The 23,826-nt window shown below is 64.3% G+C and carries 23 protein-coding genes and 2 pseudogenes; 9 read left to right on the top strand and 16 right to left on the bottom strand.

Annotation, left to right across the window (positions count from 1 at the left end; all coding sequences use genetic code 11):
* Positions 1 to 80: 80 nt before the first annotated feature.
* The 4 genes and pseudogenes from ASV56_RS14525 to ASV56_RS25060 form a co-directional block, all read right to left on the bottom strand.
* Positions 81 to 1,207 (bottom strand): IS3 family transposase gene (locus tag ASV56_RS14525; RefSeq protein WP_152988090.1). Its coding sequence is split into 2 segments (ribosomal slippage): positions 81 to 943 and positions 943 to 1,207, totalling 1,128 coding nucleotides; the frame shifts between segments, so codons are not numbered across the junction.
* Between the two features lie 419 nt (positions 1,208 to 1,626).
* Positions 1,627 to 1,863, bottom strand: coding sequence for a hypothetical protein (locus ASV56_RS14515; protein WP_036744604.1), 237 nt, complete (start codon positions 1,861 to 1,863; stop codon positions 1,627 to 1,629).
* Positions 1,864 to 1,865: 2 nt separating this feature from the next.
* Positions 1,866 to 2,072: a lysozyme gene (locus ASV56_RS24495; protein ID WP_253880053.1), complete on the bottom strand. Its 207-nt coding sequence runs from the start codon at positions 2,070 to 2,072 to the stop codon at positions 1,866 to 1,868.
* An 86-nt stretch (positions 2,073 to 2,158) separates the two neighbouring features.
* Positions 2,159 to 2,383: pseudogene (locus tag ASV56_RS25060) on the bottom strand (glycoside hydrolase family protein); the annotation flags it as partial.
* 161 nt (positions 2,384 to 2,544) lie between these two features.
* On the opposite strand from ASV56_RS25060, the gene ASV56_RS23650 reads away from it, so the two are divergent.
* Positions 2,545 to 2,709, top strand: coding sequence for a hypothetical protein (locus ASV56_RS23650; RefSeq protein ID WP_156429188.1), 165 nt, complete (start codon positions 2,545 to 2,547; stop codon positions 2,707 to 2,709).
* 332 nt (positions 2,710 to 3,041) lie between these two features.
* Entirely contained in the window at positions 3,042 to 3,308 is a 267-nt protein-coding gene (locus tag ASV56_RS14505) for a hypothetical protein (RefSeq protein ID WP_062562750.1), read from the top strand.
* Positions 3,309 to 4,086: 778 nt separating this feature from the next.
* Here ASV56_RS14505 and ASV56_RS14500 read toward each other — a convergent pair.
* The gene (locus tag ASV56_RS14500) at positions 4,087 to 4,980 is read right to left on the bottom strand and encodes a LysR family transcriptional regulator (protein ID WP_062562749.1); all 894 of its coding nucleotides are present in this window, start codon (positions 4,978 to 4,980) and stop codon (positions 4,087 to 4,089) included.
* A gap of 97 nt (positions 4,981 to 5,077) precedes the next feature.
* Here ASV56_RS14500 and ASV56_RS14495 point away from each other — a divergent pair, with 97 nt between their 5' ends.
* A complete protein-coding gene (locus ASV56_RS14495; RefSeq protein ID WP_062562748.1) occupies positions 5,078 to 5,818 on the top strand; it encodes a sulfite exporter TauE/SafE family protein in 741 nt (246 codons plus the stop codon).
* A gap of 197 nt (positions 5,819 to 6,015) precedes the next feature.
* Here the strand turns inward: ASV56_RS14495 and ASV56_RS14490 are convergent, their stop codons facing one another.
* On the bottom strand, positions 6,016 to 7,890 hold the full coding sequence (locus tag ASV56_RS14490; protein ID WP_062562747.1) for a calcium-binding protein: 1,875 nt from the start codon (positions 7,888 to 7,890) through the stop codon (positions 6,016 to 6,018).
* 143 nt (positions 7,891 to 8,033) lie between these two features.
* A pseudogene (locus tag ASV56_RS14485) lies at positions 8,034 to 8,407 on the bottom strand (zinc-binding dehydrogenase); the annotation flags it as partial.
* A 949-nt stretch (positions 8,408 to 9,356) separates the two neighbouring features.
* On the opposite strand from ASV56_RS14485, the gene ASV56_RS22900 reads away from it, so the two are divergent.
* Together ASV56_RS22900 and ASV56_RS14475 are read left to right on the top strand one after the other, a co-directional pair.
* Positions 9,357 to 10,547 (top strand): transporter substrate-binding domain-containing protein, encoded by a 1,191-nt coding sequence (locus tag ASV56_RS22900; RefSeq protein ID WP_082724852.1) that lies wholly within the window; start codon positions 9,357 to 9,359, stop codon positions 10,545 to 10,547.
* A gap of 48 nt (positions 10,548 to 10,595) precedes the next feature.
* On the top strand, positions 10,596 to 11,249 hold the full coding sequence (locus ASV56_RS14475; protein ID WP_062562745.1) for an ANTAR domain-containing response regulator: 654 nt from the start codon (positions 10,596 to 10,598) through the stop codon (positions 11,247 to 11,249).
* Positions 11,250 to 11,311: 62 nt separating this feature from the next.
* On the opposite strand, the gene ASV56_RS14470 is transcribed toward ASV56_RS14475, so the two are convergent.
* From ASV56_RS14470 to ASV56_RS14430, 9 genes are all read right to left on the bottom strand, one after another.
* Positions 11,312 to 12,940: a purine-cytosine permease family protein gene (locus tag ASV56_RS14470; RefSeq protein ID WP_062562744.1), complete on the bottom strand. Its 1,629-nt coding sequence runs from the start codon at positions 12,938 to 12,940 to the stop codon at positions 11,312 to 11,314.
* 393 nt (positions 12,941 to 13,333) lie between these two features.
* The gene (istB, locus tag ASV56_RS14465; protein ID WP_062562743.1) at positions 13,334 to 14,062 is read right to left on the bottom strand and encodes an IS21-like element helper ATPase IstB; all 729 of its coding nucleotides are present in this window, start codon (positions 14,060 to 14,062) and stop codon (positions 13,334 to 13,336) included.
* On the bottom strand, positions 14,062 to 15,561 hold the full coding sequence (gene istA, locus ASV56_RS14460) for an IS21 family transposase (protein ID WP_062562742.1): 1,500 nt from the start codon (positions 15,559 to 15,561) through the stop codon (positions 14,062 to 14,064). Before istA ends, istB begins: the two co-directional genes overlap by 1 nt.
* A 78-nt stretch (positions 15,562 to 15,639) precedes the next feature.
* Positions 15,640 to 15,819 carry an NAD(P)-binding domain-containing protein gene (locus ASV56_RS24925; RefSeq protein WP_062562741.1) on the bottom strand — a complete coding sequence of 60 codons (180 nt, stop codon included), beginning with the start codon at positions 15,817 to 15,819 and terminating at the stop codon, positions 15,640 to 15,642.
* A 50-nt stretch (positions 15,820 to 15,869) separates the two neighbouring features.
* Positions 15,870 to 16,343, bottom strand: a complete 474-nt coding sequence (locus ASV56_RS14450; RefSeq protein ID WP_082724850.1) for an NAD(P)-binding domain-containing protein — start codon at positions 16,341 to 16,343, stop codon at positions 15,870 to 15,872.
* Complete coding sequence (locus ASV56_RS14445) at positions 16,340 to 17,410, bottom strand: CobW family GTP-binding protein (protein ID WP_062562739.1); 1,071 nt, start codon at positions 17,408 to 17,410, stop codon at positions 16,340 to 16,342. The genes ASV56_RS14450 and ASV56_RS14445 overlap by 4 nt, the downstream gene beginning before the upstream one ends.
* Positions 17,407 to 17,931: a transcriptional repressor gene (locus tag ASV56_RS14440; protein ID WP_062562738.1), complete on the bottom strand. Its 525-nt coding sequence runs from the start codon at positions 17,929 to 17,931 to the stop codon at positions 17,407 to 17,409. Before ASV56_RS14440 ends, ASV56_RS14445 begins: the two co-directional genes overlap by 4 nt.
* 173 nt (positions 17,932 to 18,104) lie before the next feature.
* Entirely contained in the window at positions 18,105 to 19,001 is an 897-nt protein-coding gene (locus ASV56_RS14435) for a nickel/cobalt transporter (protein ID WP_062562737.1), read from the bottom strand.
* Positions 18,989 to 19,648, bottom strand: coding sequence for a DUF1007 family protein (locus tag ASV56_RS14430; protein WP_062562736.1), 660 nt, complete (start codon positions 19,646 to 19,648; stop codon positions 18,989 to 18,991). Before ASV56_RS14430 ends, ASV56_RS14435 begins: the two co-directional genes overlap by 13 nt.
* Before the next feature lie 314 nt (positions 19,649 to 19,962).
* On the opposite strand from ASV56_RS14430, the gene aztA reads away from it, so the two are divergent.
* The 4 genes from aztA to ASV56_RS14410 all read left to right on the top strand — a co-directional run bounded on the left by aztA (position 19,963) and on the right by ASV56_RS14410 (position 23,802).
* Entirely contained in the window at positions 19,963 to 20,685 is a 723-nt protein-coding gene (gene aztA, locus ASV56_RS14425; protein ID WP_253880049.1) for a zinc ABC transporter ATP-binding protein AztA, read from the top strand.
* Positions 20,685 to 21,551, top strand: coding sequence for a zinc ABC transporter permease AztB (gene aztB / locus ASV56_RS14420; RefSeq protein WP_062562734.1), 867 nt, complete (start codon positions 20,685 to 20,687; stop codon positions 21,549 to 21,551). The genes aztA and aztB overlap by 1 nt, the downstream gene beginning before the upstream one ends.
* Before the next feature lie 19 nt (positions 21,552 to 21,570).
* On the top strand, positions 21,571 to 22,500 hold the full coding sequence (aztC, locus tag ASV56_RS14415; RefSeq protein WP_062562733.1) for a zinc ABC transporter substrate-binding protein AztC: 930 nt from the start codon (positions 21,571 to 21,573) through the stop codon (positions 22,498 to 22,500).
* 75 nt (positions 22,501 to 22,575) lie between these two features.
* Positions 22,576 to 23,802 (top strand): metallochaperone AztD, encoded by a 1,227-nt coding sequence (locus ASV56_RS14410; RefSeq protein WP_062562732.1) that lies wholly within the window; start codon positions 22,576 to 22,578, stop codon positions 23,800 to 23,802.
* Positions 23,803 to 23,826 lie beyond the last annotated feature (24 nt).

Genomic DNA, 23,826 nt, shown 5'->3' with positions numbered 1-23,826 from the left:
CGTCTGTGTTGAGAAATGCAAAAACCGCTGCCGGGCCTGCCACTAGTGGACTGCCCCCACCGAGTGGTCCGGGTTGATTGTTAGTGCATCGTCGGCCGCTGGTCTATTGGGATGACGGCTTCCGGTGCGGGTGGGCGGTATCCCAGGGAGCTGTGCGGCCTGACAGTGTTGTAGTGGCGGCGCCATCGCTCGATGAGGATCTGGGCCTCCCTGAGCGAATAGAAGACTTCTGCATCCAGGAGTTCGTCGCGGAATCGAGCGTTGAAGCTCTCGCAATACCCGTTCTCCCAGGGTGAACCCGGCTCGATGAACGCGGTCTTGGCACCAACTGCGCCGATCCAGCCCTGCACCTTCTTGGCAATGAATTCCGCGCCATTGTCGGACCTTATGAACGCAGGCGGGCCACGCAAGATGAACAGATCCGTCAGGGCGTCGATTACGTCGGTGGAATTGAGCCTGCGGTTTACACGGATCACCAGCGCCTCCTTCGTGAATTCGTCGATGATATTGAGCGTCCGAAACAGCCGTCCGTCATGTGTCCGGTCCTGAACGAAATCATAGGACCAGACGTGGTTCGGGTGCTCCGGCCGGAGACGGACGCAGGACCCGTCGTTCAACCAGAGCCGACCCTTCTTTGCCTGCTTTTGCGGGACCTTCAGCCCTTCACGCCGCCATATCCGTTCCACGCGTTTATGATTTACATGCCAACCGGCGTTGTTCAGCAATCCGGTGATCATCCGATAGCCATATCGCCCGTAGGTGCGAGCGAGCGTGATGATGTCTTCCGTCAGCCGTTCTTCGTCCGGGGCGCCGCAAGGAACCTTGCGTTGCGTCGAGCGGTGCTGCCCGAGGATGCGGCAGGCGCGGCGCTCGGATATGCCGAGCGCCTGCCGCACATGGTCAATGCACTGGCGACGGCGCGAAGGGCTTAGAAGTTTCCCCGTGCAGCCTCGCTCAGGATCATCTTGTCCAAGGTCAGATCTGACACCGCGCGCCGCAACCGCTGGTTCTCCGCCTCAAGCTCCTTGAGACGCTTCAGCTGATCCCGGTTCATGCCGCCATACTGCTTGCGCCAGCGATAATACGTCGGCTCGGTCACGCCGATCTGCCGCACCGCGTCGGAAATTGCCATTCCCTGTCCATGAAGCACTTCAATCTGTCGAAGCTTCAGAACGATGTCTTCCGGTTTGTCTCGCTTGCCTGCCATCTGATGGTCCTCCTGAACAGGATATTTCTATCCCAGTGGGTGGACCACTTCAGTGGGGGCACTCCATCCGGACCCGATCTGAGGCACAGGCTCGATCAAACCTTTGAAACGCAAAAAAGCCGCCCCCCGGTGTGAGCCGAGGGGCGGTCTTCGTGGTGGGTTTAACAGTAGCACAAGAGGCAGCGCGCGTTCGGCTGCCGACCCGATATAACCACAGCATGAGGCGAGACGCAACTGCACAACCTAAACGGGTCCGAGCGAGGTTGACCAAAAAGGCAACTTCACCTCGCGGAAGCTCTCGTGCAGATTGCAGGGGTCGGTGGCGAGTAGTCCTTTTTCGTGGTGGTAATTGGTTTGTGGTTGCCCCGACCTGATCGGGAGGGCTGTGTGGTGCGGCCCGCCCGATGTCGTTCCAGCGGTCAGGTGACGCCGCCGCCCTTCTTGGCCCAGATCCGCCAGAGCATGCTTGCGCCGGCCGAGGCACCCCCGCCTAGGAACAGCATGAGTGCCGTGGCCGTCGCATCGGCGACAAAGCGGGTGTCGAAGCAGTAATAGCCGAGATCGGCGGTCGCGGTGATGATGCCGGCCGATGCCAGCATCCCGGCAAAGACGAGCAGAACTTGGCGCAGCACTAGCGCGAGGGCTCCCTTGAGCATGGTCACTGTCCTTTCAGTGCATTGAGGCAGAGTTTCGTTTCGGCCGCGCGCCGGTTGGTCAGGCCCTTGACGGGCTTGCCGCCGGCCTTGTCCCAGCGCCGGAGCTGGTTGCAGGCGCCCTGCCAGTCGCCGGCATTGGCTTTCTTCGCGAGCGTCGAGCCGCAGGCCGCGCTCGTCCCGACGTTGTAGGACCAGGACACCAGCGCCACCTGCACCCCTCGGGCTGCTGCGGCAGCGCCGGGACGCACCGGGTCAGGCCGTCGCGATAGGTCGCAAGCGCCTTCATCAGCATGTCGGTGCATTGCGCGCTGGTGTAGCGGTCGCCGACCTTCACGCCGCGCGTCTCGCCGTAGCAGACGGTCCAGACCGGGGGCTTGGCGATGCGGTCGAGGTAAGCCTCGGTGCGCTCGCCTTCCCACGGCCAATGAAGATGGCAGCGGCGGCGATGACCCCGGCCGCGCCGGTCGCGCCGGCCGCCTTCTTCGCCTTGGACTTGGAGCCGAACACGTTGGAGAGCCACGCGCAAAGCGCGGCAATAGGATTCGTCATAGGTTCCTCACATGGAAAAACCCGCCGGGGCGGGGCAGGTTGATGTTTGTTTAAGGCTGGTGGCGCCGGGTCGCGGGCGGCCCATATGCACTAGATCCTCGGTATCATCCGGGGGCATTGGGAGGGCTCGACATGAGCGCCGGACAAGACAACAAGCAGTCGCCGCAAGACGACAAGACCCGCCAGCAGGAACAGAGGGATCAGAACCCGTCGCAGCAGCGCGACGATGATCGTTCGAAGGAACAGGGCGGGCAGAAGGGCGACCAAGAGGGGCAGCAGCGCGATCAGCGCAGCTGACTTTGCCTCCTTCCAGACAGGCTTAACGTGGGCGGCGGGCTTTGTTCCGCCGCCCTTTCGCTGCGCGCACTGTGGGCGAACATCCTGCGACGATCTGAACTAACGCGCGTTCACCTTTGGGATTGTCTTTGTTCGCGGAACTAAACCAATAGGTTTAGTAATGTTCCGGGATGTTCTCTCAATCTTATCCAGCGATTGCCGGAAAAGGCAGGTTCCAATGCCGCGCCCACCGTCGCACCCTGCAACCGTTACGAGTGCGATGTTGCGACGGTCAGCATGTTCGGCTGGCCGTCCGCACCCTCCCATCCCTTGAGAACCACGGAGATTATTTGATGAAATTGCTGACGATGCTGATGGCCGTTCTGGTGGTCGCTGCTTGTGCCGACGCCAAGCAGCCCTGGGAGAGCACGCCCGTTACGGTGAACACGGATCAAGGACCGGTGACGTGCCAGCTCTATACTGAGAAGGCGGTTCTCTGGGACCGCGCGACCGCGCGCCCCTCTGGCATCACCGACGACACGGCAAACCGCGTCTGCCGCGCAGAAGGTGAAATGCGCCGAGGCGGCGCTACCCAGAAGGTCGCTGTCGACGCGCTCTGACCTGGATGGCCTGGTCAAGGAGGGCAAACCGGCGCGTTGCTTTATGTGAAGCCGAGGAACGGACCACCCCGAAATCCGACCGGTTGCGTGGCGTCTCAACGTCGCAGTTCCCAGCGCCCTGAGCGCACCTGGCGCTAGGGGCACCGGCCTATCAAAGAGTCAAGTTGACGTGCACGTCAAGCCGGTGCAAATACCACACATGGCCGGAGGGTTTGTGTGCTGTGTTTCCGAGTTTCCCTCCGGCCAAGGTTGTGTCGGCGGAACCGTCCTCTCCGACCAGTGACGAGACCGCCCGGCGTTCACCCTAAGATTTTACTTTGCATTCAGAACTAAACCTATTGGTTTAGCAATGTTCTCGGATGTTCCTTTTGCGCAAAAAATTACCAGTTGCCCCGACGTCATAGGTGGCGATCCCGCGGGAACCCACATAGGGGAACCGACAGGAGATCGCGCCGACAAGGATCAGTCTCATTCTCTTCTGGAAGCGCGGGTCGGTCTTCAACAGGTTGTCCGATGAGAAACCGCTGTGGCCGCGATCTTTCTCGGTGATGGCCAAGGGTGTGCCGAGGCAGCACCTGGCCGTCACGCTAGCATCCGATCGGCGCGGGCTTGGTGCTGCCCTATCGACTCAATCTTTCCGCCGCTTATCTTTACCTCAGCAACAGCGCGCAACGGGCCATCGGCCACTCCGACCTGTTCCATGATCGCCATGCGGACGGTTTCTGGCGTGAGACGCCGCTCTGGCTGCGGGACGGGCGAAACCCGTGGCCGCAGCGCATCACGCTGCGGGCGGATCCTGCGCCAAGTGGCGAAGCAGGCTCTGCGCCGGCGCGGAGAGCTCGGTGCCGGCCCGGATGCAGACCGACAGGCGCCGCAGCGCCCAACCGTCGGCGAGCCGGATGATCGCGATGCCCGACAGCCGCTTCATGCGCCGGGCGGCAGTTTCAGGAACGATGCCGATGCCGGCACCCGCTCCGGCCATGTGGCAGATCGCCTCGAAGCTCCGCAGTCTGACGCGATAGCGCAACGCCATCCCCATCGCCGCGGCCTGCGCCGCGATGTGATCCTGCAGCGCGCTGCCGGACAGGCCAATGAAATAGCGCCCGGCGAGGTCGGCGAGGCGGACCTGCCGCATCCGGGTCAAGTCGTCCTGACGCGCCACGACGACGACCAGCCGGTCCTCGGCAAAGGGGCGCAGCACCAACCCGTCCTGCGCCGCCGCCGCCGAGAGAATGCCGAGATCGGCAAAGCCCGCCGCCACGCTGCGCGCGATCTCGATGCTCTGACGTTCCTTCAGGTCGAGGTCGATGCGCGGATTGGCGGCCATCCAGTCGGCAAGCCGAGGCGGCAGCAGCTCGGCCATGGCGGCGGTGTTGGCCAGGACCCGCAGGGTCGAGCGCAGCCCCGTGGCATATTCGCCCAGTTCCCCGCGCATCATCGCCATCTGGCGGCTGATCAGCCGCGCGTGATGGGCCAGCGCCTCGCCCGCCTCGGTCAGCGTCACCCCGCGCCGCCCGCGCTCCAGCAGCCTGACGCCGCCGGACAGCTCCATGTCCCGCAGCCGCTCGCTGGCGGCGGGCAGCGAAAGCCCGGCATCGGCGGCGCCATGGGTGATGCTGCCGGCTTCGGCCACGGCAAGGAACAGGCGAAGGTCGGTCAGGTCGAAGCGCATTCCGGCAGCATAGGCCAGAACCAGCCTTCGGTCCAGCCGAAGCCTGGCTGCGGCAAATCCGCATTGCCGGCTGCCGTCCCACCGCTATGCAGGGACCATGAACGATCTCACCATTCCTCTGGTCGCCGTCACCTTCCTTGCCGCCGGGATCGTCAAGGGCGTCACCGGCATGGGCCTGCCCACGCTCGCCATGGGCGTCCTGGGCGCGCTGCTCTCCCCCTTGGCGGCGGCGAGCCTGCTGATCGTCCCGTCCATGGTCACCAATCTCTGGCAGCTGCTGGCCGGTCCGCGCATCGGCGCCTTGGCGCGGCGGCTTTGGCCGATGATGGCGGCGAGCATGGCGGGGACATTGGCCGCCGCCCCGCTGCTGGCCAGCGGGAATGGCGGGGCGACGACAACGGTCCTCGGCGCCACGCTGGTCGCCTATGCGCTTTATACCCTCATCGCCCCGCCCTTCCGGGTCGCGGCTGCCCAAGAGCGCTGGCTCTCGCCGCTGGTCGGGCTGATCACCGGGGTGATTGCAGGGGCGACCGGCGTGTTCGTGATACCCGCCGTTCCCTACATGCAGGCGCTCGGGCTGGAGAAGGACGACCTGGTCCAGGCGCTCGGCATGTCCTTCACGACCTCGACCATTGCCCTGGCAATCGGCCTGGCCTCGCATCAGGCTTGGCAGGTCGACCAGCTTGCGCTTTCCGCATTGGCCGTGGTTCCGGCGCTGATCGGCATGTGGGCGGGACAGATCCTGCGCCGCGCCGTCAGCTCCGCCACCTTCCGGCGCTGGTTCCTGATCATGCTCGCCCTACTGGGAGCGGAGATGCTGCTGCGCGGCGTGGTGTGAGACGGCGTAAGGGGCAAGTTGATGAGACGCTGATCGCGCTTCCTTGTCATCGAAATATCGCCCCACTTGCCCCGGAAAGTATCGTCCCGCTGGACCAAAGGCCGGTCAGGCACGAACTTTTAAGCCGCACCACTCGGCTGGGGCTGATCAGCGCCTTCATGAAAGTGCTGTCGATCATCAGCGTGTCGCCATGGACTCTAGACGAAAACGAAATCCGACATGGCCAACTGGCCCACGCCGTTCAGCGTCGCAAGCAGGATCGGGCTCGAGCCGCCTCCGCTGCCGTCGGCATCATACCAGAGCCGCCGAGCGTCCGTCTCGAAGACCAGCGCCGGGGCCAGGCCAGCGACCACCGGATCCGTGGCATTCACCAAGCGCAGCCCGGCACCGAAATCCGAGCGATCCAGGCGGATCACGTCCTGGCCACGCCGAAAATCGGTGATCAGGTCGCCCTCCCATTCATGGCCGGAAAAGTCCGTGAAGTCGAACACATCGCGGCCCACGCCGCCCGTCAGGATGTCCGCACCCGCGCCGCCTGTCAGCGTGTCGTTGCCGGCCCGGCCATTCAGGATGTCGCCACCCCGGCCCCCGATGAAGGTGTTGTTGCCCGCGCCACCCATGAAATGATCGTCCATATAGGTGCCCTCCAGCACCTCGATATTGCGCAGGGTCTTGCCATAGGCCAGCCCGGTATTGCGCGCCTGGTTCTCAAGATCGACCACCGCGCCCAGCTCGGAACTGGTAAAGACGACCTTGTCCCAGCCGAGTCCGCCGTCGATCACCGCCCGATAGGGCAGGTTCACGTCCTCGTCGAAGCCGATGAAGAACTGGTCGTTCCCCGCCTCGCCCCACAGGGTGTCATTGCCGGATTCGTGGTAAAGCACGTCGTTGCCGACGCCGCCGCGCAGCATATCGTTGCCGCGCCCGCCATCCAGCGTGTCGTTGCCGCCGGCGCCAGCCAGCACGTCATGGCCACCATTGCCTTCGATGCGGTCGGCAAGGTTCCAGCCGGTGATGACATCGCGGGCGCTGCCGCCCTCGTAATCCAGGATCTCGGCGTTCGCAACGCGGGTGCCGTTGGCGAATTGCTTCGCAGCCGCAGAGAAGGACCAGACGATCTGCGCCGTGACCTGCGTGAAATCGACATGAATGCGGTCGAAGCCCACGCCGCCATCGGCATGGTCATTGATCCCGATCGACAGGCTGTCATTGCCGAGATTGCCGATCAGGATATCGCGCTCGCGGCCGGTATCCGAATAATAGCTATCGCTTCGCAACTCGTCATTGCCGTCGCCGCCGATCAGGCGGTCGCTGCCTGATCCGCCTTCCAGATCGTCGTTTCCACCGCTGCCATCCATCCAGTCGTTGCCGCTGCCGCCCCGCAGCGCATCATCGCCGGCATCGCCCCAAAGGGAGTCGTTTCCGGCGTCGCCATAGAGGCGATCGGCATCGCCGCCGCCGCGGATCTGGTCGTTGCCTTCCTCGCCGGACAGCGCATCCGATCCCAGGCCGCCCAGCAGCGTATCGTTGCCCAGGCCGCCGTCCAGCGTGTCATCATGGATCCACCCGGCCAGCCGGTCGGCATAGTCGCTGCCCGCGATATCGAAGGACTCGATCTCGCGGAAGGTAAAGGCGGGGGCCGAGCCGAAGCGCAGCGTCACGGTGACCGTGGGATCCTGGAGGGCGAAGCGAACCGGACCGGCGACGGCGCCGAAATCCAGCCGCAACAGGTCGATGCCATCACCGCCGAAGATACGGTCGCCGGGGGCGTCGATCAGGTTGGTCTGGTCGAAGGTGTCGTTGCCCGCGCCGCCGCGCATCAGATCGCCGCCCGCGCCGCCGACGAAATGGTCGTCTCCGGTATCTCCCCAAAGCGTGTCGGCGCCGGTCCCGCCATAAAGCCGGTCGTCCTGATAGCCGCCGAACAGCACGTCATTGCCGGCATCGCCGTAAAGCCAGTCGTCGCCGAAGCCCCCGTGCAGCGTATCATTACCGCCAAGGCCGGAAATGTCGTCGGACAGGAATGTCCCGACCAGGGCTTCCGAATTGTTGGTTCCTTCTATCCGAGCCATGTCGCACCCCCAGAAGAATGAGACTCCACTACGCCCGCCGCGCCGGAACCTGTCAATCGCTTCGGCCAGGGACAGCGCCGATCCGCCGAGCGGGAACGCGGCGGGCATGGGAAGCCCAAGCCGCGCCCCAGACCGGCCGGCAGCTATTCGCGCATGACGATCTGCAGCTTCACGTCGGTCTCGCGGGCCAGGGCGGCGCGAAGCCGGCGATGCTGTCCTCGATGGGGATCGAGGCCGAGATCAGTGGCTTCAGGTCCACCGTGCCCGAGGCGATCAGTGCGATGGCGCGGTCGTAGACATTGGCATAGCGGAACACGCTCTCGACCCGCAGTTCCTTGGCTTGCAGCCCGACGATATCGACCGGCACCGGATCGACCGGCATGCCGACCAGCACGATGGCGCCGCCGGGCCGGGCAAGCTGGTGCATCGACAGGATCGCCGGCGCGACGCCCGAGCATTCAAAGACCACGTCGGCGCACCAGCCGTCAGTGGCCTCGGCCACCGCCTCAGCCAGCGGGCGGCGTTCGTTGCCAGTTCATGCAGCGCCATGGCAAGCCTCTGCACCATGCTCGACCACAGGCCGATGCCACGCAGACCTTCGAGGAGCACCTTTTCGGCGCCCCCCAGGCGGGACACGCGCGCCGGCGCCGCCAGCCGGTGGCCGAAACGCCCCTGGAAATCGGCGACGTCGCGACTGGTCTCGCCGGTGCGGTCGGCCATGACGCGCACCACGCCGATAAGACTCCTGGTGCGATGCTGCGATCCGGCGACCTGGACCGCCATGCGGCCGGCCGGCTCCTTTTCCTCGGTAAAGCTCTGACCAATGCCCCCGATGCGGACCGTCCGACCCCGCACGTCGCGGATGGAAAATCGGTATCGCGCAGCCAGCGGACTTGGCTGTCGCGAGCCGGCGCATCCGGTATTCGGAGGACGCCCTTTCGCCGTCGCGTGTCCTCTGTATCATGGCGCTCGGGTGCTGCCGGTCCTCCGGCAGTTGCGGAAATTGTTGCCCTACAGCGCCTCGTCGCGCGAAAGGGCATAGATCGTCTCGAAGGCCGAGGCAGGTATTGCCATTGCTGGGTCTCGGCATCGCGAATCCACAACATGTCCTGCGAGGCTTGGCCGAATTCGCGAGCCGCTCCTCGCTTTCGCGCAGCGCCGTGGCGTCGCCCTTGTCGGGCCGCAGAGTCGCAACCTGGACGGGAGGCACTCTCAAAGTTCCCTCTCTGACGTCGCGCTCGTCACAATTGTGCTGTTCTGCGCTATGAGCAGCGGCCGATCGAGGTAAAGCGGACCGGCCGCTATTATTTGCTATCTGCCAAGCAGAAATGCGCCCAAAAGCACTACGGACAAACATTGACCGCATCATCGAATTCGCATAACCTTCAGATGGGCGAGCTTGAATTAACACCAGGCGATCTTGGTATCGCCCCATAGTTCGAGCCTTCGTGGAAAGGTTACGTGAAATGAAAAGCGATCAACCAATTTATATTGGGGTTTTATTTTCAAAATCCGGCTGGACTGCCGTTACAGAACGGAGCATGCTGTCCGCCACGGAGTTTGCCATTGATGAAATTAACATGGCCGGCGGAATAGGTGGTCGCGAGCTTGTTCCTGTCTATCGCGATCCTATGGGAGATCCGGAATCCTACCAGAAATTGGCAGAAGATCTGCTCATCGAAAGCAAGGTCAAGATTATACTCGGCTGCTACACGTCCAGACAACGCAAGGCCGTCCTGAGCGTTCTCGGCAAAGAGGCAGGACTTCTTTGTTATCCCGCGCAATATGAAGGGTTTGAATATTCGGATAATATCATATACTTTGGCGCCGTGCCAAACCAGAACAGTCTTTTCTTGGCGCTCCATCTTCTCGAAAATTTTTCTCCGCGCGTATATATTGTTGGATCGGACTATGTATGGCCGCGAGAATCGGGAAGAATAATGGCCGACTTGCTCGCATCCGGCGGAGGGGAGGTGTTAGGACAATCTTACCTTGGAGATGACGCCTCGGCTACGGATTTTGATGCGCTGATCAAGAATATAAAGGCATGCAGTGCGAACATTATTTTCAACAATTTCGTTGGCCGTTCAAATATAAAATTTTACGAAGCGCTTGCCGAAAATAGTTTGGATAATGAACAGATCGTGGTGGCGAGCCTGACCACCAGCGAGGCGGACATTCGTGAAATCGGCGCCGCGGCAACCGCAGGACACATCACCGCAGCCACCTATTTCGCATCGCAGTCCAATCCCAGCAACCTGGCTTGTCTCGAGCGGTATAAAGCCTTTCGAGGCGAGCAGCCCGACGCGAACATGTGCTGGGATGCCGCCTATACGCAGGCGCATGTGGTCGCGCAGGCGATGCGCCATTGCGACCCTGAGAACATCAATTCGATCCGCTCTGAAATTCTGGGCACCGCCTTTGACGCGCCGCAAGGCAGGATCATGATCGACCCGTTGAATGCGCATTGTCACGTCTGGCCCAAGATCGGTGTGGCGCGCAAGGACGGGCAATTCGATATCATTGCGGAGACCAATCAAGCCATCCGACCCGACCCCTATCGAACCACCTACTCCCTTTTCGGCGAGGGTGAACTGCCGCCGGAAGCCAATCCGCCCGATTTCCATTGGCCTCGGAGCCTGAGGGTTTACAGGTAGAGCCGGAATCACCATGGGGTGATAAGTCTTTCCGCAAAAGGATCTGCAATGCGACCTGGAAGAAGCGAGCCCTTTGCCAGTGAAAAAGGCCAGCCCTTCTTGATCAAGGATCTCCGGTCATTGAGGGTTTTGCTTGTACAACCCCAGAACAATGACAGCTTGGCATTGCGGTCACACTTGGAGCGGATCGGTTGTCAGGTCGAGGAATGCTGGCCGCCCCCATCCTCCTATTCCGATGATATCGATATTGTATTCGTCATGGTCGACCGGGTGACCGAAAGCAAGCTGACATTCCATTGGCAGGCGGAGGAACCTTCCGCCGTTCTGATCGCGGTTATCGACTATGAAAGTCCGCTGTCGATCGACCGCCTGCTTCATATGCGCGTGAATGCCGTTATTGGCCTGCCGATTAGGCCTTTTGGAATCCTGACCAACCTCCTGGCGGCAGTGAACAACCATCGACGTGAGTTGCGGCTGCGTATGAATCTCGATCGCTTGCAGGCCAAGCTCGAATCCTGCCGGACCGTCGAGCGGGCCAAGCTGGCTGTCATGTTGACCGACAGTCATTCCGAGAAGGAAGCCTATCGCATATTGCGCCACCTTGCAATGAAGCGGCGGACAACGGTCGACGTTGTGTCCAGCCAGATCCTCTCGGGATTGAATTGGCGGGAGGGTGAGGAAAATCTCATGCGGGAGGAATAGGGAGATAATACCGGCATAGAAAGAGCTGCACGAATGCGCGTGCAGCCCGTCAGGCGTTGGCTTTATTGGGTGGCCAGACCGATCTGCCCGGCGGTGTCGTTATGGGCCCGTGCCTCGGCCCGGGCTGCGACCAGGAACTCGCTGCGATCCGAGGCGCAGGCCAGACAGATCGGCTCGTGATCCGATGACGGATCTCGGTCCATTTCATGCGCGATATAGGCTTGGCCGCAGTGATGGCACCGGATTCTTGCCGTCCAGGGATCGTCGACCTCCTTACGGGGATCGTGGGGGCGATCCTCGACATACCAGTTGCGGCGGGCCACCCCGAGAGCGGCGGCATAGATGACCACAGCGATGGCAAGGGTGATCGGAGGTGCCCAGATGCCGCCAAAGCTGCCGCCGAAGACCATCAGGAAACAGCCCACCGCCGAGGCGATGATCCACGCGCCCAGGCCGCCCGGATTGACCAGCGGCACCCGGCCGGGCCGGAACTCAAGCATATCGGCCCTGATGCCGCGCAGGGAGCACCAGCCGATATGGGTCATGGCGACGCCCACCCAGGCCACGATGATCACGCCCTGGAACTGCAGCGTCAGCAGCAGGTAGCCGAAGACGTTGGTGAGCATGATCAGGAAGATGATCACCGTCATGATGACCACCCAGACCGTGCGCGGCCATGAGATCTTGAACGCGCGGGCGAAGAAGTTCTGCATGTTCGTCGAGGAAAGATAGAAGTTGATCGTGTTGATCCGCGTCTGGCTGGCCCAGACCAGCAGCACGCCGAACGGTCCCATCAGCGCGACGATGCCGATGATGGCCGAGGTTTCGGACAATTGCCCCTCGATCGGGATGGTGTGCGCGATGAACATCCCCACGGCACCGTTGATCAGCAGAGTGACGACATAAAAGGGAATGCCGAAGGTGAAGTTGCCGTTGTAGCGGGAATCCTCCTTGCGCCCGAAACGCGCGACGTCCCAGGTCATCATCACCACGACCCAGACGCCCATGTAGACGGTGAAGGCGAACCACCAGCCGGGCACGCCGAGGTCGGCGTGGCCCGCCGGAAGCTGCGTCAGCCAGGCGCCCGAGTAGCCGTGCTTCGAGATCGCCCAGATGACGCAGGCCATCAGGCCGAAGACGTAGAGCGGCAACAGGATGCCGTTGATCCGGTCCAGCCAGGTCCGCACGCCCCGCATCACCAGCGGCGCGCTGTAGAGGCAGACGACGAAATACCACAGGCTCATCGGCCCGCCGAAATAGTCCTGCAGCGCGATGGCCACGATAGAGCCTTCGGCAATGGCGTAGTAGGTGATCGTCACGCCGAACAGCAGGGCGGCGAAGGTGGCGCCGACCTGCCCGAAGACCGCGCGGGAAAACAGCGCCACGCTGGTGCCGCTGCGCGCGGCGAAGCGCGCCGCGATACTGCACAGGATCCCGTAGACGACCGTCGAAAGCGCGATGCCGATCAGCGTGTTGATTGTGCCGACGGTCAGGGCGACGGTGCTGCCGACTACGACCCAGAACATGGCGCTCATCAGGCCGAACCAGGCCATCGAGAGCGAAAACCGGGAACTTCGCCAAGTGGGCGGCACGATATGCAGGGAGAAATCTTCCGCCGCAGCCTGTCGCAAGACTTCAGGCTCATCGTGATAGATGATGTCCGGGGCTGGAATGGTTCTGGCGGTGGTCATGACTTCCGACTCCTCAAGTTGAACTGCCTTCGAAATCGGACGTCGGTGGGGAAACAGTCGTGCAGGGGGGACGGCGGTCGCGCGGGACCGCATGGATTTGCCGGGCGTCCTGGTCTGCGATTTGCCTTGAACAGCTTCGACCCTGCGGCGCTTTCGCACGGGAAAGGTCAATTCGGGAAGTCATCTGATCGGGAGGGCGTCAGATCTGCTCCGGGCAGTCTCCATAGTCCGACATCCGCGTGAATTCCGTGGAGTTTGGCTGTCAATCGGCGTTGAATGGTGCCCCCTTATCGGCGTCCAAAAGGGACCCCTCTGGCGATGTGGTGAGCAGGCCCGTGGCGGCGTAGCTTTTCAGCTGGCGCAGCCGACGCGGGCCTGCGTTTTGGAGGGCGGTCAGGCTCTTGTTTTGATGCGCCAGCTGTCGTTGCCGGTTTCGACGATGTCGCAGTGGTGGGTGAGACGATCGAGCAGCGCGGTGGTCATCTTCGCGTCTCCGAAGACGGTCGGCCACTCTCCGAATGCGAGGTTGGTGGTGACGATGACGGAAGTCTGCTCGTAGAGCTTGCTGATCAGATGGAACAACAACTGGCCGCCGGACTGCGCGAATGGCAGATATCCGAGTTCATCGAGAATGACGAAGTCGAGCCGCATGAGATGCTCGGCCAGCCGGCCGGCCCGCCCTGCACGGCCCTCGGCCTCCAGCCTGTTCACGAGGTCCACAACGTTGAAGAAGCGGCCGCGAGCGCCGTTGCGGATGACGGCGCGCGCGATCGCCACGGAGATATGGGTCTTGCCGGTCCCGGTGCCGCCGACCAGCACGACATTGCGCTGCTGGCTGAGGAATTCCCCGCTGGCCAGGTCGCGCACCAGCGTCTCGTTGATCGGCGTATCATCGAAGGTGAACTCCTCGATCTCCCGGGCATAGGGCAGCTTGGCGGTGGTGATCTGGTATTTGACCGAGCGCGCCTTCTTCTCGTTGATCTCGGCGGCCAGAAGATCTCCGACGATCTGGCGGGGTTCGTGCTGGCGGCGCACAGCCACCGCCATGAGTTCGTCGTAAGCGGCGCGCATGCCGTAGAGCTTCAGCTCGCCCATCGCTGCCATGATCTCTGCACGATCCATCAGCCGGCCCTCCGCAGCAGGTCATAGCGGGCACAGTCGGCCACCGGTTCATGGGTCAGGCGCAAGGCCGGAGAGGTGAGCAGCAAGGGTGGCGGCTCCGGGTCGCACCTGCGGGACAGGATGTTGAGGATCACATCGGCGGAGTGGACGCCCTGCGAGAGCGCTTCGGCGCAGGCCTTCTGCACGGCGGGAACTCCCTCCGTCAGCACGGCGCCGAGGATCTTCACCATCTGGCGGTCACCGTCCGAGGAGCCCTGCAGCTTGCGACGGATCTGCTCGAGGGCGCCGGGCAGAACCCAGTCCTTGAACGGTGCGCCATTGCGCTGCGCCCCGGGTTTGCGAAGCAGGACAGGCACATAGTGCCAGGGATTGTAGATTGTCCGGTCCCGCCCGAAGTGACGGGGATGGTCCCCGACCAGCCGCCCTTCCTGCCGGATCTCGATCCGTTCCGCATAGGCCCTGATCTCGACCGGCCGCCCGACAGCCGTTGCCGCGACAGAGTATTTGTTGTTGTCGAACCGCACGAGGCAGGTCTTCGATACCGCCGCAGGCAGCGAGTGGAAGCCGTCGAAGCGCCCGGCATAAGGGACGAGGTGCGGGCGTTCTTCCTGAAAGACTTCCCAGATGGTCTTGTCCGTCAACTCCGGATGCTTGCTGCTCCTGGCCGAGGCGATGCACTTGTCCAGCAGCCAGGCATTCAGTTCCTCGTAGCTCTTGACCCTGACCCGGGGTGAGAAGAACCGTTGGCGAACCGTGCCGACCTGGCTCTCCACCTGACCCTTCTCCCAGCCCGAGGCCGGGGTGCAGGCGACGGGCTCGACCAGATAGTGGCTGGCCATCTGCAGGAACCGACGATTGTAGAGGCGCTCCTTGCCGACAAAGATGGTCTCCACCGCCGTCTTCATGTTGTCGTAGATCCCGCGGGTGCAGGTGCCCTTGAAGAAGGCGAAAGCCCGATCATGGGCATCGAACACCATCTCCTGCGTCTCGCGCGGATAGGCCCGCACGAAGAACATCCGGCTGTGGCACAGGCGAACATGGGCCACCTTGATCGTGGTGGTCGCCCCATCGATCAGGACAACCTCGTGGCTCCAGTCGAACTGATAGGCTTCGCCGGGGGCAAAACTCAGCGGCACGAAGGCGGACGAGGCACCGGAGCTTTGAGTGCGCGCCCAGACCGAGGCGTAGCGGCGGACCGCATCATACCCGCCTTCATAGCCAAGGCCGCGCAGTTCCTCGTAGATCTGGATCAGCGTCAGGCGTTCCCGGCGCCCACGAGCCGCGTTGATCGCCAACAGCCGGCTCAGTTCCTCAAGCCAGGCGCCCAGCTTCGGGCGTGGCTGAACCGTCCGGGTGTAGGTGAACTCCGTTATCCCGGTGCGGATCACCTTGCGCACCACCTTCTTCGACAGCTTCAGGTCGCGGCAGATCGTCTTGATCCCCTTGCCCTCGGTAAAATGCAGCCGCCTGATTTTTGCGATTGTCTCCACGATCAGCATCCCGCGCTCGGCCTCCGATAATCCTCGGAAGCACAATGGACCCAACCCCCGGTCGGTGGGGTCCCTTTTGGACGCCGATCACCCCAGAAGCGGGGTCCTTATTCCACGCCGCTCAACACTGGGGTCCTTGTCGCCGTCAAGCCACGGCGCTGCACCACGCTCCAGCACCGTGACCCGCCGGCCCGGGCGGGCTAGCCCGATCGCCGCGTCGATGCCGCTTTCATAGCCGCCGATGACGAAGACCTCGTCGCCCGGCACATCCTGCCAACGGCCGACCGTGGCGTAGTGGCGGGCATGTTCCGCACCGATCAGCCGCCATCCGAAGGGGTTCCGAACTGCACGCAGGCCCAGATCACAAAAGCCGCGCTGATTTCGCCGCCATCCGCGTGCAGGATGAATCCGTCATCCGCCGGCTCCAATTCCCGCACCTCAATGCCGCATGCGACATTCAGCCCGAAAGCCAGCGACGCCTGCTCCAGATAGCGCGCATAGGCGCCGCCGTCGGGGTGTTCGCGCTTCAAAGACCAGCCGGGCGAGCTGTCATAGCTGATCGCGTTCAGGTCGGTCAGCCCGAAGACATTGCCGGGAAAGGACGGCGTCAGCAGGCGCGTGCCCGCAGGCCAGCGCAGGAAGCTCTGCCCGATCCGGCCACGCTCCAGCACCCAGACATCCGGGATCGCCAGGTCGCGCAGCACCCGCGCCACGCCCAAGCCCGCCGGCCCCGCCCCGACGATGGCCACGGTCACGTGATCGGGGATGTGACGATCTTGGGACAGGTTCATGATACCACCTCGGCGGAAAGATAGCCGACGGGCAGCACATGCTCGGTCACGGCAATGGAATTCAGGGCAGAGAACAGATCCCGCAGCTCGGGATCGGTGAAGTCGCGCAGGATCAGCACCAGCTTCGAGCGGCGATCCTCGCCCTGCCAGTCGGTCAGCAGGACCGGCGGATGAAAGATGTGCTGGACCCCGTGGACCACGAAAGGATGCGGCACGCCCTGCAGGTGGATCAGCCCCTTGAAGCGCAGCAGATCGGCGCCGCGTTGCGCCATCAGCATCTCCATCCAGAGGTCGAAGGCATTGGCCGAAATCGGCTCGTCGATCACCCAGGAGATCGAGCGGATCGCGTCCAGATGCTTCAGCGCTTCCACGTCGGCAAGATGCGGGGCGGGCACCGTCTCCTGCCGCAGCCAGTCCCGGACCTGCGACGACTTCATTGCCGGATCGAAATGCCCCAGCACGGTCAGCCGCCGGGGGTCGATCCGGCCATGCAGCGCCACATCGACCGGCGCACCGGCGTTCAGCGCCGCGATTTCGCGGCGGACGGCAGGCTCGTCGGCCTCGGGCTGGTCGGTCTTGGTCAGCAGGACAAGATCGGCCATGGCGACCTGGCGTAGCGCCTCTTCATGCCGCAGCAGCGTGCCCGCCCCCGTCGCGGCGTCGACCGTCGCCACGACCCCATCGGTCACGAAACGCTCTGACAGGTCAATGCTGGTCAGCAGCGTGTGCAGGATCGGCGCCGGATCGGCCAGCCCGGTGGTCTCGATCATCACCCGGTCGAAAACCAGCTCGCCCGCCTCGCGCCGCTCCGCAAGTTCGATCAGCGTGTCCAGCAGATCGCCCCGCAAGGCACAGCACATGCAGCCCGATTGCAGCAAAACCATGGTCTCGGTCGTCGAAACCACCAGTTCGTGGTCCAGCCCGATCTCGCCGAATTCGTTGATAATGACGGCCGTGCGTCCGAAATCGGGATGGCGCAACAGCCCGTTCAGCACCGTGGTCTTGCCGCTGCCCAGAAACCCGGTCAACAAGGTGAGCGGGACGGGCGCGGATGGAAGATCGATCATCCGCGGCTCCCTTTCGTTGTCATGGCCTTTGCCGCCTGACCCTGTCCCTCGACAGCCGCCGCGGTATGCTGACAATCGGCGCAGATCCCCTGCAACTCGACGACGCGCCGGCCGACACGGAATCCGAATGTTTCGGCCCGGCGCGCGAACTCGGCTTCCAGGCCGGGTAGGTCCACTTCAAATGTCGCACCGCAGTGGTTGCACAGAAAAAAGGCGCCGACGCCGGGGTCGTCCGGGTGCGACGACGGCACGAAAGCGTTTCGGGTCTCGATCCGGGTCACGAAACCATGCTCCTGGAGAAATTCCAACGCCCGATAGGCCGTAGGCGGACCTACGGATTTGCCAAGCTTGCGTTCCAGGGCACGGAGCAGGTCATAGGCGCCGACCGGACCGTTGAACTCCAGCAGCGCCTCCAGGGCGAGGCGGCGCAGCGCCGTGAACCGGACGCCGCGCTCGGCGCAGATGCGCTCGACCGATTCGATGCTCAGGGTGTAAGCAGGACTAGGACCGGATCCCGACATGCAATCGCCTCGCCGATGATTGGGTGTAATGTTATTACGTTACCAAATCGGACGCAAGACGCACCGGCATGAATGGCCCGCGGCCCGGATCAAGGCGGACGGCGCAGGCCGCAACCAGCTTGATTGGCAATTCCTCTGGTCTTGTCGGGTAGCCGCGCCGGGATCGGCGCAGTTCAGAACGGCGTCTGGACCAGGCGAAACGCCGTTGCGAAGGCGAAGATCGCCACCAGACCGCCGAAGGCGATCTCGACCAGGCTGGCGAGGACCGAGGCGCGGCCGAGGGCCGGCAGCGAGACCTGCACCCCGCGGCGCAATCCGACCGCGACGACCGCGGCAAGTCCCGTCACCATCATGGTGCCGATCCCCATGGCATAGGCGCCGGCGATCCCGACCGCGTCCAGGCCGAACCGCCAAGTCAGGATCAGCAGGAACAGCGCCCCGGTGCAGGGTCGCAGGGCTACCCCGGCGACCAGCGCCGCGGCTTCGCGCCAGGACCGGATTGCCCGAACCTCCTGGACATCGGGGACATGGGCATGGCCGCAGCCGCAGGTTTCGGAATGCGCGTGACCATACCGGTGCCGGCCGGCGGCCAGCCTGCGCAATCCGCGCCAACACAGGATCACCCCCAGCAGGGCGATGGCCGCGGCCGAGAACGGCTCGAGACCGGCCGCGGCGCCCTCGACACGATCACGCGCGCCGCCGAAGATCCAGATGCCCAGATAGACCACGATCACTGCCACCGTCGCCTGCGCAAGGCTGGTTATCGCGGCAAGACCGACCATACGCTTCATCGGCACGTCGGTCGCAACACCATAGGCGCCGATCAGCGCCTTGCCGTGGCCTGGCCCCAGCGCGTGCAGGAAGCCATAAGCGAAGCAGATGCCCAGGAATGCCGTGACCGCCCCGGCGTCGCCGCCCCGTAATGCCCGCAAGGCACGCGCCAGCGCGTTCTGATAGTCGCGCTGCCAGCCCAAGGCCATCCGGGCGACGCGATCATCCAGCCCGGTCCAGAAGACCAGACCGGCGGCCACCGCAAGAGCCAGCAGGACGATGGGGATCACCTTGCGCATTCCAGCCTCATGTCGTCGGCGAAATCGCCGCCCACATCGGGGTATTTGCCCTGATCCATGATCTCGTCATTGGTCAGCTTGGCCAGCTCGTCGCCATATTTGCGTTGCGCGGCGGCAATATCCGCCTTTTCGATCTCGATCCGGCAGTCGTCCCGGCCGTTGATCCGGGGCGATCCGGCCAGGTCATAGAAGGTGTAATAGGTCGGATCGTAGACCTGCGCCTCGATCCCGTCCTTCCCGGGGTTGATCCGGTCCAGAAGCGCGCGGATATGGGTCACGACGATCCTGCCCTGCTGATAGCGGACGACAACGTCCAGTGGTCCCGACAGCGCGACCGGCTTACCGTCGCGGGTCAGGTAGAGATCGCCGGCGAAATCCTCGGGCCAGTCGCTGAACATGGCGGTGAGGCGGGCGATCTCGTCATCGGTCAGCACGCCATCGCCGTCCTTGTCCATCTCCATGTCCTCGACCATGAGCATCGACGAGAAATCGTCGAAGGCCCAAACGACGCTGACGCCACCCAGCTTGCCCTCGCCGTCGAAGCGGAACGTCAGCCCGGTGTCGATGAAGACATGCGGATGTGCCTCGGCCCTTGCAAGGGCAAGGACCGATAGCAGGGACAGCAGGGCGGGCCGGAGACAGCGCATGGGGCAGGCTTTAGGCCGCAGGCCGCCCTTCGACAAATCACAAAGGCGGCGCGCTGGCGGAGAAACGCCGACGGCTTCTCCCGTCGCCCGGGCTGCTCCTTCCCGTTTCCCGGGATAGCGGCGCGGCGCGCGATCCCATCCGGGGGCCGGGCTCTCGTGCCATCTTGTCTTTTCCGAACGCCACGTCTTGCCGTTACAGAAAAGCAATGTAATAACATTACCGAAATCTTGAGTCCCTCCTCCCGATGTCCGAAATCCGTCCAGACATGAACCCTGACCCGGCCGATACCTGCATCGCCTTTCGCGACCTGACGGTGGGCTATAACAGCCATGCCGCGGTTCATCACCTGAACGGGGTCATTGCACGCGGCAGTCTGACGGCCATTGTGGGACCTAACGGGTCCGGCAAGTCGACGCTGATCAAGAGCGTGGCCGGCCTGCTCAGGCCCATGAGCGGGATCTGCCGGGTCGCGCCTGGCCTCAGCACCGCCTATCTGCCGCAACTGTCGGAACTCGACCGCAGTTTTCCTGCCCGGGTTAAGGATCTCGTCGCGCTCGGCCTGTGGCAGAAGCGGGGCCTGCTGGGCCGCCACCGCCCCGCAGACAGGCAGGCGATCGTTGCGGCCCTGCGCGCGGTCGGGCTGGAGGGTTTCGACGCCCGGCCCCTCGATTCGCTTTCGGGTGGGCAGTTGCAGCGCGCCCTGTTCGCCAGGGTTCTGGTTCAGGATGCCGATCTGATCCTGCTCGACGAGCCCTTCAACGCCATCGACGAAAAGACCATCCGCGATCTGATCGGCCTGATCCTGCATTGGCATGGCGAAGGCCGCACGGTGGTCGTGGTCGTCCATGACCTCGACCTGGTGCGGACGCATTTCCCGCAGGCGCTGTTGCTTGCCCGCCGCCCCATCGCCTGGGGGCCAAGCGCCGAGGTGGTGACGCCCGAGAACATGCAGCGCGCCCGGCAGTTCCAGGAAGCCTGGGACGACCAGGCGCCTTGGTGCGAACCGTCGCCCGCCCCGGCCAGAGGCGTGGCGTGATGGCCGACTGGGTCGTGGCGCCTTTTCTCGAATTCGCCTTCATGCAGCGCGCGCTGGCGGGGGCGCTTCTGCTGTCGCTCTCGGCCTGCCCGGTCGGGGTGTTCCTGATGCTGCGCCGGATGAGCCTGACCGGCGACGCCATGTCCCATGCCATCCTGCCGGGCGCGGCGGCGGGCTTCCTGCTTTACGGGCTGGAGATCGTGCCGATGACCATCGGCGGGCTGGTCGCCGGGGCCATCGTGGCGCTTGGCGCCGGCGCCGTCGCACGGCTGACGGTGCAAAAGGAGGACGCCTCGATGGCGGCCTTCTACCTGGTTTCGCTGGCCATCGGGGTCGTCATGGTCTCGCTGCGCGGTTCCAGCGTCGATCTGATGCATGTTCTGTTCGGCACGGTGCTGGCGCTGAACGACGATGCATTGCGGCTGATCGGGCTTGTCGCCGCCGTCACGCTGGCGACCACGGTGCTGCTGTGGCGCGCGCTGGTGGCGGAATGCCTCGACCCGCTGTTCCTGCGTTCGGTCTCGGGCCTGGGCGGGGTGGTGCATTTCGCCTTCCTGGGGCTGGTGGTGCTGAACCTGGTCGCCGGGTTCCAGGCGCTTGGCACGCTCCTGTCGGTCGGGCTGATGATCCTGCCGGGCGCCGCGGCACGGTTCTGGGTGAACAATACCCTCGCGATGTGCGTCGTCTCGGTCGGGATCGGCATCGTCTCCTCGCTGGGCGGGCTCTTGCTGTCCTATCACGCCAGCCTGCCCTCGGGTCCGGCGATCATCCTCTCGGCCGGGGTGGTCTATCTCCTCTCGCTTCTGGCGGGGCCGCGCGGCGTGCTGCGGCCCGCCCTGCCCCGCCGCCACCACCGGACGGCCTGACGCCATGAAAGGATATCCCATGAAAGACTGGCTCTTCCGCATCGCCGCCTGTTCGGCAATCACGTTTTCATCCCTTGCGGCTGCGCAGGCGGAACCGCTGGACGTGGTCGCGACCTTCTCGATCATCGGGGATTTCGCGGCAGAGGTCGGCGGCGACCGGATCAGGCTGAACGTGCTGGTCGGCCCGGATTCCGACACGCATGTCTATGAGCCGCGCCCGGCCGATGCGATCGCGCTGGCCGGCGCCGATGTGGTGCTGACCAACGGGCTGGAATTCGAGGGTTTCCTGACCCGCCTGATCGCCGCCAGCGGGACAGACGCCGCCATCGCCACCCTGACCGACGGGGTCGAGACGATGGAGGAGCCGGGCGGCGGCCATTACCACTATGTCGACGGCAAGGCGGTCTTCCACGCCGGCGCGCATGATCCCCATGCCTGGCAATCGGTGCCGAATGCCAAGGTCTATGTGCAGAACATCGCCGCAGCCTTCTGCGCCGCCGATGCCGAAGGCTGCGCCGCCTATCAGGCGAATGCGGCCCGCTATGCCGGCGAACTGGACGCGCTTGATACGGAAATCCGCGCCGCCATCGCCGCCCTGCCCGAGGACCGCCGCACCGTGGTCGTGGCCCATAACGCATTCCGCTATTTCGAGGCCACCTATGGCGTGCATTTCCTGTCGCCGCAGGGCGTCTCGACCGAATCCGAGGCCGCTGCGGCCGATGTGGCGGGCCTGATCCGCGAGGTCCGCGACCGCAAGGCCGCGGCCATCTTCGCCGAGAACATCAGCGACACCAAGCTGCTGGAGCAGATCGCGCGCGAGGCCGGACTGCCGCTGGCAGGCACGCTCTATTCCGACGCGCTGTCCGGGCCGGACGGTCCGGCGCCCGACTACATCGCGATGATGCGCCACAATGCCGGCGCCATCGCCGCGGCGCTGGCCGCCCGCTGACCAGATTTCCGCTGGGGCCAGCCATTGCCCCGTCCCGGCGCCTTCATCCCGATCCACCATCCAAGGAGACCATCCATGCTCAGACATCTCGCGGGCGCCAGCGCCCTGGCGCTGGTCCTGGCCGGCGGCGCCGTCGCCCAGGATCACGACCACGACCATGAGGACGTCACGCTTTACCGCGTCTTCGTCGGCGACCATGAAAAGGGCCAGGTCACGGCGTTCGACCTGTCCGAACCCGATCATCGCTGGACCTTCCCGACCACCGGCCAGGTCAAGCTGTTCCCGGTGGCGGGCGGCGCGGTGGTGGCCGCGGTGCAGTCCGATGCCGACACGGTGCAGTTCATCCGCAGCGGCATCGCGTTCCACGACCACGGCGACCACCGCGACATCGAGGTCGGCGATCCCGCGGCCATCGACGCCAGCCTGACCGGGCCGCGCCCGTTCCATCTGGTCGAGCACGACGGCAAGGTGGTGCTGAACTACGACCAGGGCGGCTATGCCGAGATCCTCGACGGCCACGCGCTGGCCGAAGGCAAGGTCGAGCCGGTCAGGTTCCCGCAGGCCCGCGCCCATCACGGCTTCGTCGCGCCCCTGGGCGACAGCTGGCTGTCCACCATCGCCTCGGACGAGAAGGTCGAGGGCGACGCCTCGGTGCCGCGCCTCGGCCTGCAGGCCTTCGACGCCGAGGGCAAGCCGGCAGGCGACCTGGCTAGTTGCACCGCGATCCATGGCGAGGCCTTCTCGGGCGCCTATCTGGCCGCGGGCTGCAAGGAGGGCGTGCTGACCGTCAAGGCAGGCGCGAACGGCCCGGAATACAAGCTCCTGCCCTATCCCGCCGAGCTGCCGCAGGGCGTCACCACCGGCACCCTGCTGGGCTCGACCGGCATCCAGGTCTTCCTAGGCAATTACGGCCCCGACGGGTTGGTGGTCATCGACCCGGTGGACGAGCCGCATTACCGCTACATCAAGCTGCCCTTCCGCCGGGTGGATTTCGCGCTCGACCCGGCCAAGCCCTCGACCGGCTACGTGCTGACCGAGGACGGCAGCCTGCACCGCATCGACCTGCTGAACGCCGAGATCGCCGACAGCGCCAAGGTGACCGAGCCCTATTCGATGGACGGGCATTGGAACGACCCGCGCCCGCGCATCGCCATGGCCGGGGACGAAATTGTCGTCACCGACCCCAATGCGGGTCTGGTGCGCCGCATCGCGACCGAGGACCTGTCGGAGCGCGGCACCCTGCCGGTCGAAGGCAAGCCCTACAACATCGCCGTGACCGGCGGCAGCGGCGTCACGCACTGACGCAGGCACGACACGAAAGGGGGC

It is taken from the genome of Paracoccus aminovorans, from assembly GCF_001546115.1.
Taxonomy (GTDB): Bacteria; Pseudomonadota; Alphaproteobacteria; order Rhodobacterales; family Rhodobacteraceae; genus Paracoccus; species Paracoccus aminovorans_B.
Note: the sequence above shows the minus strand (reverse complement) of the source record. Positions and strands in the feature narration are given on the sequence as shown.